Origin of the sequence: Robbsia betulipollinis, from assembly GCF_026624755.1 — a bacterium.
In the GTDB taxonomy this organism is placed as follows: Bacteria; Pseudomonadota; Gammaproteobacteria; order Burkholderiales; family Burkholderiaceae; genus Robbsia; species Robbsia betulipollinis.
Window position 1 is genome coordinate 161,803 of record NZ_JAPMXC010000001.1, and the last position, 15,879, is coordinate 177,681.

General features: G+C 64.9%; 11 protein-coding genes and 1 pseudogene. 4 read left to right on the forward strand and 8 right to left on the reverse strand.

Annotation, left to right across the window (positions count from 1 at the left end; all coding sequences use genetic code 11):
- Positions 1–75 precede the first annotated feature (75 nt).
- The 4 genes and pseudogenes from OVY01_RS00745 to OVY01_RS00760 all read right to left on the reverse strand — a co-directional run.
- Entirely contained in the window at positions 76–1,038 is a 963-nt protein-coding gene (locus OVY01_RS00745; RefSeq protein WP_267844909.1) for a chemotaxis protein, read from the reverse strand.
- Positions 1,039–1,164: 126 nt separating this feature from the next.
- Complete coding sequence (locus OVY01_RS00750; RefSeq protein ID WP_267844910.1) at positions 1,165–2,898, reverse strand: sensor domain-containing diguanylate cyclase; 1,734 nt, start codon at positions 2,896–2,898, stop codon at positions 1,165–1,167.
- A gap of 276 nt (positions 2,899–3,174) precedes the next feature.
- Entirely contained in the window at positions 3,175–4,422 is a 1,248-nt protein-coding gene (locus tag OVY01_RS00755) for a sensor histidine kinase (protein ID WP_267844911.1), read from the reverse strand.
- A pseudogene (locus OVY01_RS00760) lies at positions 4,419–4,865 on the reverse strand (winged helix-turn-helix domain-containing protein); the annotation flags it as partial. The pseudogene OVY01_RS00760 and the gene OVY01_RS00755, both read right to left, overlap by 4 nt.
- A 117-nt stretch (positions 4,866–4,982) precedes the next feature.
- Between OVY01_RS00760 and msrB the strand changes: the two are divergent.
- From msrB to msrA, 3 genes are read left to right on the forward strand one after another with little or no spacing between them, the layout of a single operon-like run.
- Positions 4,983–5,501, forward strand: coding sequence for a peptide-methionine (R)-S-oxide reductase MsrB (gene msrB / locus OVY01_RS00765; protein WP_267844912.1), 519 nt, complete (start codon positions 4,983–4,985; stop codon positions 5,499–5,501).
- A 55-nt stretch (positions 5,502–5,556) separates the two neighbouring features.
- Positions 5,557–7,326: a cytochrome c biogenesis protein DipZ gene (locus tag OVY01_RS00770; RefSeq protein WP_267844913.1), complete on the forward strand. Its 1,770-nt coding sequence runs from the start codon at positions 5,557–5,559 to the stop codon at positions 7,324–7,326.
- Between the two features lie 22 nt (positions 7,327–7,348).
- Positions 7,349–8,119 carry a peptide-methionine (S)-S-oxide reductase MsrA gene (gene msrA, locus OVY01_RS00775; RefSeq protein WP_267844914.1) on the forward strand — a complete coding sequence of 257 codons (771 nt, stop codon included), beginning with the start codon at positions 7,349–7,351 and terminating at the stop codon, positions 8,117–8,119.
- Between the two features lie 45 nt (positions 8,120–8,164).
- Here msrA and OVY01_RS00780 read toward each other — a convergent pair whose 3' ends face one another.
- From OVY01_RS00780 to prpB, 4 genes are all read right to left on the reverse strand, one after another.
- Positions 8,165–9,793, reverse strand: a complete 1,629-nt coding sequence (locus OVY01_RS00780) for an NAD-dependent malic enzyme (RefSeq protein ID WP_267844915.1) — start codon at positions 9,791–9,793, stop codon at positions 8,165–8,167.
- A 192-nt stretch (positions 9,794–9,985) separates the two neighbouring features.
- A complete protein-coding gene (locus OVY01_RS00785; RefSeq protein WP_267844916.1) occupies positions 9,986–11,437 on the reverse strand; it encodes a bifunctional 2-methylcitrate dehydratase/aconitate hydratase in 1,452 nt (483 codons plus the stop codon).
- A gap of 133 nt (positions 11,438–11,570) precedes the next feature.
- On the reverse strand, positions 11,571–12,764 hold the full coding sequence (gene prpC / locus OVY01_RS00790; protein WP_267844917.1) for a bifunctional 2-methylcitrate synthase/citrate synthase: 1,194 nt from the start codon (positions 12,762–12,764) through the stop codon (positions 11,571–11,573).
- A gap of 13 nt (positions 12,765–12,777) precedes the next feature.
- Positions 12,778–13,671: a methylisocitrate lyase gene (gene prpB, locus OVY01_RS00795; protein WP_267844918.1), complete on the reverse strand. Its 894-nt coding sequence runs from the start codon at positions 13,669–13,671 to the stop codon at positions 12,778–12,780.
- 201 nt (positions 13,672–13,872) lie between these two features.
- Between prpB and prpR the strand changes: the two genes are divergently transcribed.
- Positions 13,873–15,795, forward strand: a complete 1,923-nt coding sequence (gene prpR / locus OVY01_RS00800) for a propionate catabolism operon regulatory protein PrpR (RefSeq protein WP_267844919.1) — start codon at positions 13,873–13,875, stop codon at positions 15,793–15,795.
- Positions 15,796–15,879: the final 84 nt, after the last annotated feature.

A 15,879-nucleotide genomic window follows, 5' to 3' on the forward strand; every position in this document is an offset into this window, starting at 1 on the left:
AGTGGAATTTCAGGCCGCTCCAGGTCGTTGCCTGGCATCAGTGCATGCCCGGTACGCCGTGAGAATCGCCGCCGGTCACGCAGCCATCCGTTTCATCGCCTGACGCATCACCGCGGCCAGTTCCGCGGCGACGAATTTGGAGACGTAAGCATCCGCTCCCACCTTGCGCACGTGCTCCTCGTTGGCGGAGCCCGACAGCGAAGAGTGGATGACGACCGGGATGTGATTGAATGCCGCTTCGGCCTTGATGCGCTTGGTCAAAGTAAAACCATCCATCTCGGGCATTTCCAGATCCGTCAGGACGAGGGCGATGGCGTCGGTGACGGGGGTGCCCTCGGCCTCGGCTTTTTTCTGCGCGGCTTCCATGATGTTCCACGCCTCGAGTCCGGTTTTGGCCATGACGAACGACACGCCCATGGAAACGAGACTTTGCTCGATCAGGCTGCGCGCGACGCCCGAATCGTCGGCTGCCAGGATCTTCGAGCCGGGTTTCAATACCAGACGCCCCGTGGTCTCTTCATCGATTTCCGGCGTGTTGCCGGGTAGCACATCGCGCAGAATCTGCTCGACATCCAGGACCTGGGCCAACTGCCCGCCATACACCTCGCCATCCAGACGTGCCAGGCTGGTCACGGTCTTCGCGCTGGAATGCGATTCGGCGGACAATACCTGGTTCCATTCGAGACGCACGATTTCTTCGACTTCCTCGACCGCAAAACCCTGCGTCGTACGGGCGAATTCGGTCACGAGCAGGATCTTCGGCTCCGTGGCCAACGAGTTGTTCGTCACGCGGGCCAGATCGATCACCGGCAGGATTTCACCGCGAATCTCCGCCACGCCCAGTATCTCCGGCGCCGCGCCCGCGATCACGGTCAGTCTGGGCATCGCGAGAATTTCGCGTACCTTGAAAACGTTGATGCCATACAGTTCGCGTTGTTTCGTCTGGGCGGCTTCGCCGAGGCGAAACAACAGCAGTTCGAACATATTGTTGCCGGCGAGTTGGGTGCGCTGGTCCACGTCGTGCTGGGAATTTTTCATCGTTATCTCGCTTACATACCGTTAAAGGGTGTCACACGCGAGATGTTTCCTGGACGTTTTGCATGATGTTCCCAGGACGCATTGCTCGTTTTGATACGCTGGTACCGCCACTACTGTTGCTTCGTGCTATGCCTCCTGCGTCATCGGTTCGGCGAACACCCGGTTCCTGCCGCGCAGTTTCGCCTCGTAAAGCGACCTGTCGGCGCGCGCGAGCAGTTCGTGGATATCCACCGGCGCGGTGCCGTCGTAGGTGACCACGCCCAGGCTGATCGTCACGTTTCCCGACGGCGCGAGCGCATGGGGGATACGACACGCATCGACGGCACGCCGAATGCGCTCGGCCACCGCCTGGGCGACGGTATTGGGCGTATCGCCCAGTACCAGGACGAACTCCTCGCCGCCGTAGCGCGCGGCCAGATCCCGGGTGGAGCGCACGCCCTCGGAAAGAATCCGGGCGATGCGCTGCAGGGCTTCGTCGCCGACGAGATGGCCGTAGGTATCGTTGAAAGTCTTGAAATGATCCACGTCGATGAATACGACCGTCAGCGGCCGGCCCGTGCAATGCGCGATGTCTTTTTCACGGTGCAGAACGTCGTCGAAGACGCGTCGCGTGGCCAGCCCGGTCAGACTGTCGGTTTGCGCCAGGGCGCGCATGGCCGCCTCGCCGGTGACGCGTTTGCGCAACTCGACGAAGAGGAGCAGCGAGACGAATTGCAGCGTGATGCTGAAGACGGCCATCAGGACGCCGATCACCACCATGCGCGAACGCCAGGCGGCGAAAACGTCTGCCGTGCTGGGCGCCACGATAACGATCATCCCGAGCCGCGGCAGATGGCGAAAGACGTACAGCCGCTCGATTTTGTCGACCGCGGCCGTGCGGGTGAACGACCCCTCGCCGGTGGCGGACAGTTGTTGCATCAGGGGCTGGCTGATGAGCGACTTTCCCGCGACCGCCCGGCTATGCAGGGGGAGACGGGTCAGAAACACGCCTTTTTCGTTGACGAGCGCCGTGATGCCTTTGGACTGCAGCTTCAGTCCGGAGAAAAGCTGCTGGAAATACCGCAGATCGATCGGGATGCCCACCACGCCGGCGAACGAGCCGTCGCGCGCGGTGATTCGCCGGCTGAGGATGATGGCGGGAAAACCGGACGTGCCATCGATCACGGTGGGTTGGCTGATATACAACCCCGCGGCTGGAGACACGCGATGAACCTCGAAGAAATCGCGGCCGGCATCGTTGCGGGCGAGCGGCGTATCGGTTTTATCGGCAATGATCAGTTTGCCGCTCCGGTCCAGGACGAACATGCCGGCGAGGTTCGACGCGCGCGCGGAAGCATCGAAGAGAATCTGGTTGCGCAGGCGCGCCGGCAACTGCATGATGGTCGGATCTTGCGTGCCGTCCGCCGCGGCGCGCAACGACAGGTCGTAGAGCTCGACATTGCGTTCGATGTCCTTTTGCACGATCGTCAGCAGGTTGGACGATGTTTCGATCGCATGGCGCGAGGTATCGAGCCGTTGCTGCCAAAGCGACAGCGCACAGAGCAATGCCATCACGATGCACAACGCCGCCGTGAAGGTCAGGGCCAGGCGGGGGCGGCGTATCGTCTCCGCACACCCCTTCCGGAAGGCGCGGGCGAGGAATCCCCATGATGACCACCCACGCAAGTGCAACGGGCGTTTCCACGTCCGTTTCTTTTCGGGTGCGTGACTTTCCGGGGCGGGTGTCACGCAGTTCCCGAAAACCAGCAATTCGGCGACATCGCTTGTTTCCAGCTGCTCCAGATTCTCAGCGACCCAATTCGACAGATCCACGGCATTGCGGTCGATGGTCGGAACCCGGCGGTTTTTCAGGTGGAACATGGCGGCCCTAATGTCGCGGTGCCTGACGTCTGCCGGAACGGACGCTGCGCGGCCGGGTTTATTTGGCAGCGCGAGGCTGAATGATCGTGATGCGCCTTTTCATGTCGCTGTCCTCACGCGAGTAATCCAATGGCTTCAGGGGAAGAGTAAGCGAAGTTCGCGATGGCAAATGCCGGAACAGGGGTGGGATCCCCGGCTATATCGTGGGTACGCGTGGGGTGCGCAGGTCGGGCCGCGCAGGCGCCGTGGGCCGCCGTGGGTCGCTGGGCGGCCGGTTTAGTCCGTCCGGGCGGCGGGAAGGTCGAAGCGGAAGGTCGTGCCCGTGGCGGTCTCGTCCACGAGCGTAATGTGGCCCCCGTGCAGTTGCAGCATGCGGTGCACCAGCAGCAGGCCCAGGCCGCCGCTTTGTGCCACCCGTCCGGAATGGAAGGGTCTGACGAACAGGCTGTCGCGCATCGCCGCGGGAATTCCCGGCCCGGTATCCCGGCAGGTGACCCACACGCGCTGGTCGTGATGGGACAGCAGGACCGTCACCACGCCCTCTTCAGGGGTGTGACGGATCGCGTTGTCCAGCAGATTGGTCAAAATGCGCTCGATCATGCCCAGGTCCGCCCGAATGGCGGGCAGGGCCGGCGGCCTTTCCACATGCAGCGCGATGCGCTTCGCCGCCACGGACAATTCGAATTTCTCCAATACGTCCTGCAGCAGATCTTCGAGGGAAAACACCTCCGGATCGAGCGACACCAGCCCGTATTCCAGTTTCGCCGGTTCGTCCAGTACGACGATATCGTCGCGCTGGTTCGTGCTGGCCGTGCGCGGCACGCGCGGCTGCTTGTCCGGCTCGCCGTTGGCATCGAAGTGCCGCATCGCCTGCGTCAGGCGCCGTAACGGCCGGGTGATCAGCCAGAAGGCGGTGAGACCCGCGAGCAGGCCCAGCACCGCGACCAGGGCCATCAGGCGCAGGGTGGTCTTCAGCACGGCGTTGGCCTGGACTTCCGCATCCAGACGGTCACGCAACTCACTCTGCAACACCACATAGATATAGCCGCCGGGGCGGTCCGCCGTACCGGCGACGGGCGCCGCGCTGAAGACCTTGCGGCCGGCGGCGCTGCGCGGATCATCGCCGAAGACGGGCAGGGGGGCGCCGCCGAGGAAACGCTTGATGGGCGCCAGATCGACGCGTTCGCGTTTGAGATGACCGGCCGGGGCATCGTCGCCGCGGATCGTGCCCTCGCTATCGAGCAGGTAGACCTCGACGCTTGGGTTCACCACCATGAGCTGCCCGAACAGCGCCTTCAGCGCGTCGGTTCGCGGGCCACTGGCATCCATCAAGGTCCGGTTGCCGGCGATGTGGCTGGCCAGACCGCGCGACAGGCTCTGGATGACTTCCTTCTCGTGCAGATCGTTCGAATGGATCCGCAGCCATGCCGAGGCGCCGCAGCACGCGAGCAAGAGCGCGGCGAATACCAGCGAGAGGCGCTGCGTCAGGGTCAAGGCAAGGGTCGAACTCGGTTTCATGCTCATGATGCGTCCGGCGCGTCCGCATCGGAGACGGGAACCAGTTTGTAGCCGCGCCCCCAGACGGTCAGGATGCGCCGCGGCGCGGCGGGATCCTTTTCGATCTTGGCGCGCAGCCGGTTGATATGGGTGTTGACGGTGTGCTCATAGCCATCGTGTTGATAGCCCCATACGCCATTGAGCAGATCCATTCGCGAGAACACCTTGGTCTGGTTTTTTGCGAAAAAGTAGAGAAGATCGAATTCCCGCGGCGTCAGCTCGATGGCGCGACCGTCGACCGACGCTTCGCGCGTCAGCGGATCGATGCGGAGGTCGCCCACCCGCAGCGTGCCCGAGGCGGTGCGCTGATCCCTGGCGAGGGCGTCGACGCGGCGCAGCAGTGCCTTGACGCGTGCGACGAGTTCCAGCATCGAGAACGGTTTCGCCAGATAATCGTCGGCGCCCAGTTTGTGCATAAATCGCGAGGAACAAGTATCACGAATCGTTTAACCTTTCGTGAGGACTTGGCGACACCCTGGCCTTTACCATGCGCTCCGAGGTTAAACCAGGGATGCGGGGAGTACACGATGACGACAAGAAGACGGTTCCTGTTTTCCGGCGGCGCGGTGACCGCGTTGGCGGCCCTGGGAGGCTGGCGTGCGTTGGCGTCGGCGCTGGGCCTGCGGGCGGCCGATGCCGCGACGCCCGAGACATTCGCCGTCATGCATTCCGATGCGCAATGGCACCGGTTGCTCGATCCGCAACAATACGCGGTCTTGCGCGAGGCCGCGACGGAGCGGCCTTACAGCAGTCCCCTGAACGATGAGCACCGGGCGGGCATGTTCCATTGCGCCGGTTGTCGCACGCCGTGCTTTTCTTCGTCGACCAAGTTCGACAGCCGTACCGGCTGGCCCAGTTTCTGGGCGCCCGTGGCGAATGCCGTCGGCGACCGCGACGATCATTCCTGGGGCGTGACGCGAACCGAAATCCACTGCGCGCGATGCGGCGGTCATCTCGGGCACCGGTTCAGCGACGGCCCGGCGCCCACCGGTCTGCGCTATTGCATGAACGGGTTCGCACTGGGTTTCACGGCCGGCGCTGCCTAGATGGCAGGCACGCGGCAGGCGTGATCGACCCCCATTTCGGGATGGAGAAGACTTTATGCTGGTGCTGTTTCTGTCGTATCTGGGTGGCGTGCTGACCATCGTCAGCCCCTGCATCCTGCCGGTGCTGCCCTTCGTTTTCTCCAGGGCCAACGAGCCGTTCCTGAAAAGCGGGTTGCCGCTACTCATCGGCATGGCATTGACCTTCGCCCTGGTAGCCACGCTCGCCGCGATCGGCGGCGGCTGGGTCGCCCAGGCGAACGCGTACGGCCGGTGGGCGGCCATCGTGCTTCTGGCGGTGTTTGGCCTGACGCTGCTGTTTCCCCGGTTCGCCGACCGTCTGATGCGACCGCTCGTGACGCTGGGCGACCGCCTGTCGAACGCCGCGACCGTCAGCCGCAACGGCACGAGCTTCGGCGCGTCGCTGCTGCTCGGCGTGGCCACCGGGCTGTTGTGGGCGCCCTGCGCGGGTCCGATCCTGGGCCTGGTGCTCACGGGGGCGGCACTGCGCGGCGCCAGCGTCGGTACGACCTTGCTGCTGCTCGCCTACGCGGCCGGCGCGGCGACCTCGCTCGCCGCCGCGTTGTTGGTCGGGGGCCGCGTTTTCGCCGCCATGAAACGTTCGATCGGGGCCGGGGAGTGGGTACGCAGGCTGATCGGCGCCGCGATGCTGTGCGGCGTCGTAGCGATCTCGCTGGGGTGGGATACCGGCGTGCTCGCGCGCGTGTCGACCGTGGCGACAGGCGGCCTGGAACAGAAACTGGTGGATCGGTTTTCCCCTCAGCCGGCCGAAGGCCCCGACGCGGGCGGCGCGATGATGGCAAGGAACGCGAGCGTCACGGGGGCCGGCGCGCTGCCGGTCGAGGGGACGTTGCCGCCGCTCTCCGGCGCGGTGGCGTGGTTGAATTCGCCGCCCTTGCGTCCCGAAAGCCTGCGCGGCAAGGTGGTATTGATCGATTTCTGGACGTATTCCTGCATCAATTGCCTGCGCACGCTGCCCTACGTGAAGGCCTGGGCGCAGAAATATCGTGACGAGGGGCTGGTCGTGATCGGCGTGCATGCTCCCGAATTCGCTTTCGAGCGCGACATCGCCAATGTCACCCGGCAGACGCGGGATCTGGGCATCACCTATCCGGTGGCCATCGATAACGACTATGCGATCTGGCGCGGGTTCAACAACCAGTATTGGCCAGCGCAGTACTTCGTCGATGCCCAGGGCCGCATCCGGCATCACCATTTCGGCGAGGGGGACGATGTGCAATCCGAGAAGGTCATTCAGCAGCTTTTGACCGAAGCGGGCAGCAAGAACGTACCGACGGCGCTGATCGACGCCGAAAGCAGCGCCACCGGTGCCGAGGTCCTGGCGGACAACCGCGACATGCGTTCGCCGGAAACCTATATCGGCTACGAGCGGGCCGGCCAGTTCAGTTCGCCGGGCGGCGTGGCGCGGGACGCACAACGTACCTATACCGTTCCCGCTTTCCTGGCTCTGAACGGCTGGGGATTGTCGGGCGACTGGAACGTGAGCGGCGAGCAGGCGCGACTCGTCCACGCGGGCGGCAGAATCGTATACCGGTTTCATGCGCGCGATCTGCATCTGGTGCTCGGGCCAGGCCGTGCCGGCGTGCCCGTGCACTTCCGGGTGACGATCGACGGGCACGCGCCGGGCGATGCGCATGGCGTGGATGTCGCGGCCGATGGCACCGGCGTCGTCGACGAGCACCGGCTGTATCAGTTGATCCGGCAATCGGGCGCCATCCAGGACCGCACGTTCGCCATTGAATTCACGGACCCGGATGTGCAGGCGTATGCATTTACATTCGGTTGATGATCGACGAGGAGTCAGCACCATGAACACTTTGAACAAACCGACAGCCCCTGCGGTCCCTTCACGCCGCCGGTTTCGCGCCGTCACGCCGTCTCTGGCCGGCAAGCTCGCGCTTGCCGCCGCGATCGGTGCCGGGGCGCTGAGCTGGCAGCACGCCGCCTATTCGGTCGAGGAGGCGCGGGTCGTGCCGGCCCCGGTGCAGGACGAGAAAGCCGGGCCGGCGCGACTCGAGACCGCGGTGGTATCGGGTGGCTGCTTCTGGGGCGTGCAGGGCGTTTTCCAGCACGTACGGGGCGTCAGCAAGGTGGTCTCCGGCTACAGCGGTGGCGCGGCCTCGACCGCCGCGTACGAAATGGTCAGCACCGGTGCGACCGGGCACGCCGAATCCGTGCAGATCACGTTCGACCCTGCCCGGATATCGTATGGTCGGCTGCTCCAGATCTTCTTCTCGGTGGCGCACAATCCGACCGAACGCGACATGCAGGGCCCCGATCATGGCAGCCAGTACCGGTCGGCGATTTTCCCGCAGAGCCGGGAGCAGGCGCAGGTCGCCAGCGCCTACATCCAGCAGCTCAACCAGGGCCATGTCTTTCCGGCGACAGTGGTGACGCGGGTGGAGACGTTCAAGGGCTTTTATCCGGCGGAAAACTATCACCAGAATTACCTGACGCTGCACCCGGACAATCCGTATATCGCCGTCAACGATCTGCCGAAAGTCGGCTATCTGAAGCAGTATTTCCCGGCGGCCTACACGGCGACGCCGGCGTTGCTCCAGGTGGCGTCCGCGCAGTAGGCGCCGGCGGCCGCGCGGGCAAGGAGCGGCAGCGCAGCGACGGGGTCAGGCGCCCGCGTAGACGGGCTTGTATGTCATCGCCTCGATCCAGGCGCGGATGTCTTCCGGCCGTTCGACCGTCGCCTGTCCTTGATCGAAAATATACTCCGCCACGCGCGTGGCGGTCGTGATCTCGGTCGCCAGGATGTTTTTCTGCTGCGGATACAGCATGCCCTTGTCGCGGTCGGCCGCGCTGACTTGATCGGCGGTGCCGCGCGCCGCCGCGATGAAGGCCGTATCGTCGATGCGCTTCGGGCGGGTCGCATAGATCGCCAGCGCCACGGCGGGGAAAATATAGAAGTTGTTCGCCTGTCCGGGGTGGAAGGTCTTGCCGTCCACTTCGACGTCCGGGAACTGCACCCCGCATGCGACCAGTGCCTTGCCCTGCGTCCACGCGTATGCCTGCTGCGGTGTGCATTCGGCCTTGTCCGTCGGGTTGGACAAGGGAAAAATGATCGGGCGTTCGTGCATTTTCGCCATCGTTTTCACGACCTGCTCGGTAAACAGCCCGTGCACCGTGCTCACGCCGATCAAAATGCTCGGCTTGGTTTGCCGGACCGCGTCCGCGAGTTCCCGGGTCGGCGCGCCGTCATGGGCATAGCGGGCCTGCGAGGGGTTGAGATCGCGGCGGCGCTTCTCGACCAGGCCGTTGATGTCGAACAATGCGATTCGCTCGCGCGCGGCCTGGCGCGACAGCCCCTCCTGCACCATCGTCTCCACCAGCAGATCGGCGATGCCGATGGCCGCGGAACCGGCACCGGCGAACAGGATACGCTGCTCGCCCAATGTACTGCCCACGATCTGCAGGGCGGTGATCAACCCGGCCAGCGCCACGCTCGCCGTGCCCTGGATATCGTCGTTGAAACACAGCGCCTTGTCCTGGTACCGCGCCAGCAGACGGATCGCGTCGTCGCCTTTCCAGTCCTCGAAATGGATGCAGCACCCGGGAAACACCGATTGCACCGCGGCGACGAATTCGTCCATGACCGCATCGATCTCGTCGCTCGAGGCCGGCTCCTCGCGCAGGCCCGTGTAGAGCGCATCGGCCCGCAGCGCGGCGTTGCTGGTGCCGATATCCATGTGGATCGGCAGCAGGCCGTCCGGCGGCACCGCCGCGCACGCGGTGTACAGCTGCAGCTTGCCGATCGGAATCGGCGCCCCGTTCGCGCCGATGTCGCCCAACCCCAGGATGCGCCCGCCCGACGACACGCAAATCGCGCGCACATCCTTGATCGGCCAGTTGCTCAGCACTTTCCTGAACCGCCCCTTCATGTGCCGGGTGAGATACATGCCGCGCGGCCGGCGGTACAGGTGCCCATAGGACAGACAGGCGTCCGCGATCGTCGGATCGTAGACGATCGGGACGAAGCGCGCGGGGTCCGACATCAACGTCGCATAGAACAGCGTCTCGTTGCGGTCGCACAGGCCCATCAGGTAGATATAACGTTCGAGGTCGCTCGGCTTCGATTCGAGATGTCCGAGAACGCGATCGATCTGTTTGTCGAGGGTGTCGATGCCCGAGGGGAGCAGGCCTTCGAGATGCAGCTTGCGGCGCTCGTCTTCGGTGAAAGCCGTACCTTTGTTGCGTAGCGGATCGTTCAGGATATCGGTTACGGGGCGGATTCGCTCGGTCATTTTCGCTCCAGGAAACGAGGTGGCTGCCGGCCGGGGCGCGTCGCGCGCCGGGATGAACGGGCGCGACGGCGTACACGGCCGGGGGTGCAAGCGCGCGCAGGTTTCGTTCCTGAAAAAAGGGCGAACCGGCCGCCCCCGCATCGGCTGATGAATCGGCCTGATGAATCGGGCTGATCAATCGGACCGAACTGGCTAGATCACATAAAGATCGACGTAATCGTTCACGGCGAGATTTTCCAGCGTTGCCTGATCGAGCGATACGGCGAGAATCGCTTCCTGCTGTTTTTGCGGGAAACGACGCGCCAGATTGGTCCTGAATTTCTCGATCAGCAGCGGCGTGCCGTCCTGGCGGCGGCGCTTGTGCCCGATCGGATATTCGACGACGACTTCGCCGAGCGTCGTGCCGTCGTGGAACGCGACGGTCAGGGCGTTGGCGATCGAGCGCTTTTCCGGGTCGTGGTAATCCCGCGTATATTGCGGCACCTCCACACAGTCCATCGTCGCGCGCAGGGTATCGATGCGGGGATCGCGCGCGATCGCATCCTCGTAGTCCGGCGCGGTCAACCGCCCGTGGATCAGGGCCACGGCCACCATGTACTGGATGCAGTGGTCGCGATCGGCGGGATTGTCGAGCGGGCCTTTTTTGTCGATGATGCGCAGCGCCGCCGCGTGGGTGCGGATCGTCACCCGGCGGATATCCTCGACGCGCCTGCCCGTTTGCCGAAGCTGCCGATGCAACGTCATTGCCGCCTCGACTGCCGTCTGCGCGTGGAACTCGGCCGGAAACGCGATCTTGAACAGCACGTTTTCCATGACATAGGTGCCGTACGGACGCTGGAACTTGAACGGCTTGCCGGCGAACAGCACGTCGTAGAAGCCCCAGGTCGGCGCCGTCAGCACCGACGGGTACCCCATCTCGCCGGTCTTCGCGATCAACGCAAGCCGCACCGCGCGCGAGGTGGCGTCGCCGGCCGCCCATGACTTGCGCGAACCGGTGTTCGGCGCGTGCCGATAGGTGCGCAGCGCCTGCCCGTCGACGAAGGCCAGCGACACCGCATTGATCAGTTCGTCGCGCGTCAGGCCCAGCAACTGTCCGACCACGGCGGTGGAGGCGACCTTCACCAGCAGCACGTGATCGAGGCCCACCGCATTGAACGCATTCTCGAGGGCGATGCATCCCTGAATCTCGTGCGCCTTGACCATGCCGACCAGCACGTCCTTCATCGTCAGCGGCGGCTTGCCGGCGGCGACGGCGTTGCGCGAGAGCCAGTCGGCCGTGGCGAGGATACCGCCGAGATTGTCCGACGGGTGACCCCATTCCGCCGCGAGCCAGGTGTCGTTGAAATCGAGCCAGCGGATCATCGTGCCGATATTGAATGCCGCCTGTACCGGGTCGAGCGCATAGGACGTACCGGGCACCTTCGCACCGTTCGGCACGATCGTGCCCGGAACCAGCGGCCCCATCAATTTGGTACAGGCGGGGTAGGTCAGCGCTTCGAGGCCGCAGCCCAGGGTGTCGATCAGGCAGTGGCGCGCGGTTTCCAGCGCGAGCGGGCTCTCGATCGGATGGTTCAGGACGTAATCGACGATGTCGACGAGGACGCCGTCGGGGGCGGGGCGAACGTTCGATACAGGATGGGACATGGCGAAATGGAGTCGTGTCGGAGCGATCCGATGTTATTGGTGCCGCATGCGTGCCGGCCGAGTGCCGGCCGCGGCGGGGCGCATGCCGGGTCATGGATCGGCAGCGTCGGTCCATGGTCCGGCGGCGTTGACGTCAGGCGCGCTGGTCGAGCGTTGCGAATGGAAGCGGGTCCGGTCCCGTGTAATGGGCGCTCGGCCGGATGATCTTGTTGTCGATGCGTTGCTCGATGATATGCGCGCTCCAGCCCGCCGTGCGGGCGATCACGAACAGGGGCGTGAACATCGCCGTCGGCACGCCCATCAGGTGATACGAAACCGCGCTGAACCAATCGAGGTTCGCGAACATTTGCTTCGTGTCCCACATGACCGACTCGATGCGTTCGGCGATATCGAACAGCGCCATGTTGTCGGCGTGTTTCGACAAGCCATACGCCACGTCCTTGATGATCTTGTTGCGCGGGTCCGAGATCGTATAGACGGGATGACCGAAACCGATCACCACTTCCTTGGCGGCGAGCCGGGTCGCGATGTCCGCCTCGGCCTCGTCGGGTGTGGCATAGCGCGACTGGATCTCGAAGGCGACTTCGTTCGCGCCGCCGTGCTTCGGACCGCGCAGGGCGCCGATGCCGCCCGCCAGCGCAGAATGGATGTCGCTGCCCGTGCCGGCGATCACGCGCGCGGCGAAGGTCGAGGCGTTGAACTCGTGTTCCGCGTACAGGTTCAGCGACGTATGCATCGCCTTGACCCGCGCATGCGCCGGGCGCGTGCCATGCAGCAGGTGCAGGAAGTGTCCGCCGATCGAATCGTCGTCGGTTTCGACCTCGATGCGCCGGCCATTGTGCGCATAGTGGTACCAATACAGCAGCAGCGAACCCAGCGACGCCATCAGGCGGTCGGCGATGTCCCGCGCGCCCGGCTGCCCGTGATCGTCTTTTTCAGGGAGGAGGGTGCCGAGCAGCGAGACACCGGTGCGCATCACGTCCATCGGATGGGCGGCGGCCGGGATCAGTTCGAGCGCGGCCTTCAGACTGGCGGGAAGGCCGCGCGAGGCCCGGAGTTTCGCCTTGTAGGCGGCCAGTTCGGCGACGTTTGGCAGCTTGCCGTGTACCAGCAGATAGGCGATCTCCTCGAATTCGGCATGGCCCGCGATATCGAGAATGTCATAGCCGCGGTAGTGCAGATCGTTGCCGGTCCTGCCGACGGTGCACAACGCGGTATTCCCCGCGGTCACGCCCGACAGCGCGACCGACTTCTTCGGCTTGAAGGACGTGCCCGCCGGGCCCGTGTCGGCATCTTTTTCCGCGGCGTGCGGGATGCGTTCGTTCATCACCGTTCTCCTGTCATTTTTGTGCGGCAAACAGCTGGTCGAGTTTTTCCTCGTAGGCGTGATAGCCCAGGTAGCGATACAGATCCGCGCGCGTCTGCATTGTATGGACCGCGGCTTTCTGTGTGCCGTCGCGTTTGACGGTTTCATAGAAATTGAGCGCGGCCGCGTTCATCGCGCGATAGGCGCCGCAGCAATACAGCGCGATATCGACGTTCGCGTCCCGCAATTCGTCGACGGTGAAGAAGGGCGTCGAGCCGAACTCGGTCAGGTTCGCGAGAATCGGTACGCCGACCGCGGCCTTGAAGCGGCGGTAATCGTCGAGCGACTGCATGGCTTCGGGAAAAATCATGTCGGCGCCGGCCGCGACATACGCGAGCGCGCGTTCGATCGCCGCGTCGATGCCTTCGACGGCCGCGGCATCGGTGCGCGCCATGATCACGAACCGGTCGTCGGTGCGGGCGTCGACGGCGGCTTTGACGCGGTCGACCATCTCGGCGGTACTGACGACTTCCTTGCCGGGACGATGGCCGCACCGTTTCTGTCCGACCTGGTCCTCGATGTGAACCGCCGCCGCGCCGGCGCGGATGAAGGCCTTCACGGTGCGCCCGATGTTGAATGCGCCGCCCCAGCCGGTGTCGATATCCACCAGCAGCGGCAGCGACGACGCCTCGGTGATGCGGCGCGCATCGGTCAGCACGTCCTCCATCGTGCTGATGCCCAGGTCGGGCACCCCCAACGAGTTCGCCGCGACGCCGCCGCCGGACAGGTAGAGCGCCTGGAAACCCACGGCCTCGGCCATCCTGGCCGCGTAGGCGGTGATCGCGCCGACGACCTGCAATGGCGCCTCGCGGGTCAGGGCGGCGCGAAATTTCGCGCCAGCGGTGGTACTCGGCCCGGAACGGCTCATGGCGTGTCTCCAAAGTTTCCCGGGCTTCATGCAATTTGCAAGCCAGTGCACGGCTAATTGAAAAGTAATTGATTCAACTGGGTTTAACGACTACGAAAAAACGAGATTTTTCATAAATGAAATTTCGCTATTCGGATATGAAAGGGGTGGATAGAATGGGATCGCCGCATGCCTGCGGTTGGCCCGGCCCACCCTTCGACGATGGAACGCGCAGTGAACACGCCATTCCCCCTGCCCAGGATCTGGGCCGTCGGCATCAGCAGACTCGGTGCGCTGTATCGCGATATCGCCGCGGCATACGATCCGGTCGCCAACCTGACCCTGGTCACCCGAGGCTTCGAGGAAGCCCTGCGGGACCTGGAGAACGCGGGCGCGGACCGGCCCGACGTGATCGTCGCCGCGGGATCGAACGGCAATTACCTGAAGACGCGCGTCGACATCCCGGTCGTCCTGGTCACGCCGACGGGCTTCGACGTCATGCATGCTCTGGCGCGTGCGCGCCGTGAAGGGAGCAGGCGTCTCGCCCTGGTCATGCATGGCGAGACGCCCGTTGAAGTGCTGCGGTTCTGCACGGTGTTCGGCATCGACGTCCGGCATGCCTCGTATCTGAGCGCGGAAGATGCCGAAGGGTGCGTGCTCGACCTGCGGGACCGGGGCGTGGACGCGATCGTCGGCCCCGGGCTGGTGACGGAAATTGCGGAACGCGCCGGCATGAAGGCGGTTTTTCTGTATTCGCGTGCCTCGGTGCAGGCCGCGCTCGACACCGCGCTGGAGGTGGCGCGCGCGACGCTGGGCGAGCGCGCACGGCGTCGGCGTCTGGACCAGATCATGCAAAATCTGCGCGATGGCGTGCTGGCGCTGAACGCGCAGGGCGGCATCGAGGCGATGAGCGCCAGGATGGCCGAGATGCTGCGCTGCACCCCCTCGCAGGTGATCGGCCGGCAGCTTGCCGCGGTGGCACCGGAGATCGCCGCGGTGGTGCCGGCGGTGCCGGGGGAGTCGCTGGAAAGCGTGCGTGGCGCGAGCTACCTCGTGCATCGCAGCGTCTGGGGCGATCCGGGACAGGCGCCGGTGGGCGCGCTGGTGACTTTCCAGGCGTCGGTCGCGATGCCGCGCCTGGACCGTTCGGTGCGCGCGCCGCAGCGGGGGCAGCGTGCATCGTCGCCGGCACGCTATTGCCTGGACGACATGATCGGCGAATGTGCCGCCATCGCGGCGCTGCGTCAGCGCGTGCTGCGTTACGCCGCCACCGACGCGACGGTCCTGATCCGTGGCGAAAGCGGCACCGGGAAGGAGCTGGTGGCGCAGAGTCTTCATCATGCCAGCGCGCGGCGCGACGGTGCCTTCGTCGCGCTCAATTGCAGCGCGTTTCCCGAGAGCCTGCTCGAAAGCGAGTTGTTCGGCTATGAGGAGGGCGCTTTCACCGGGGCGCGGCGGGGCGGGAAGCCCGGCCTGTTCGAAATCGCCCATCATGGCACCGTATTTCTCGACGAGATCGGCGAGATGCCGCGCGCCCTGCAGGGCCGTTTGCTGCGCGTGCTGCAGGAGCGAGAGGTCGTGCGGCTCGGTTCGGGCGAGCCGATCCCGGTGGATGTCCGGATCATCGCCGCCACGCATCGGCCCTTGCTCGAACGCATCGAGACGGGAGAGTTTCGTGCCGACCTGTACTACCGGCTCAATATCCTGAACGTCGCGTTGCCGCCGTTGCGCGAGCGCGGGACGGACATGGCGCTGCTGGCGTCGCATCTGCTGCTGCGCACCGGCCGCGTGGCGTCGCGCGAAGCCGCGCGGCAGATCCTGAACGGCGTGTTGCCCATGCTGGCCGACTATCGCTGGCCGGGCAATGTACGCGAATTGCAGAATGTGATCGAACGGATCGGGGTCGAACTCGCGCCGGGAGGCGCGCTTGCCGGCACGCGCCTGACCGGCGAACGGCTCGGCGGCATCGCTCCCGAGCTCATCGGCGGCGACCGGCGGGCGTTTTCCCTGAAAGCCCGCGCGCGGCGGATCGAGATCGACGAGATCCGCACGGCGCTCGCGGGCTGCGGCGGAGACCGCGACAAGGCATGCGCGGTACTGGGTATCAGCAAGACGACATTGTGGCGGCGGTTGCGCGAGGCTTAAGGAAGCCTGTCGTGGCTGACCGCGTACCGCATGGCCACCGCGATTTTTAATCGATAATTAAGATTATGTTAAATTAAGAAATCG

Excerpts from the sequence above, each read along its gene's own strand:
- OVY01_RS00785 (WP_267844916.1), bottom strand. The coding sequence starts at position 11,437 with ATGTCCCATCCTGTATCGAACGTTCGCCCCGCCCCCGACGGCGTCCTC.
- OVY01_RS00780 (WP_267844915.1), bottom strand. The coding sequence starts at position 9,793 with ATGACCGAGCGAATCCGCCCCGTAACCGATATCCTGAACGATCCGCTA.
- OVY01_RS00755 (WP_267844911.1), bottom strand. The coding sequence starts at position 4,422 with ATGAGCATGAAACCGAGTTCGACCCTTGCCTTGACCCTGACGCAGCGC.
- OVY01_RS00745 (WP_267844909.1), bottom strand. The coding sequence starts at position 1,038 with ATGAAAAATTCCCAGCACGACGTGGACCAGCGCACCCAACTCGCCGGC.
- OVY01_RS00750 (WP_267844910.1), bottom strand. The coding sequence starts at position 2,898 with ATGTTCCACCTGAAAAACCGCCGGGTTCCGACCATCGACCGCAATGCC.
- prpR (WP_267844919.1), top strand. The coding sequence starts at position 13,873 with ATGGAACGCGCAGTGAACACGCCATTCCCCCTGCCCAGGATCTGGGCC.
- OVY01_RS00770 (WP_267844913.1), top strand. The coding sequence starts at position 5,557 with ATGCTGGTGCTGTTTCTGTCGTATCTGGGTGGCGTGCTGACCATCGTC.
- msrB (WP_267844912.1), top strand. The coding sequence starts at position 4,983 with ATGACGACAAGAAGACGGTTCCTGTTTTCCGGCGGCGCGGTGACCGCG.
- prpB (WP_267844918.1), bottom strand. The coding sequence starts at position 13,671 with ATGAGCCGTTCCGGGCCGAGTACCACCGCTGGCGCGAAATTTCGCGCC.
- msrA (WP_267844914.1), top strand. The coding sequence starts at position 7,349 with ATGAACACTTTGAACAAACCGACAGCCCCTGCGGTCCCTTCACGCCGC.
- prpC (WP_267844917.1), bottom strand. The coding sequence starts at position 12,764 with ATGAACGAACGCATCCCGCACGCCGCGGAAAAAGATGCCGACACGGGC.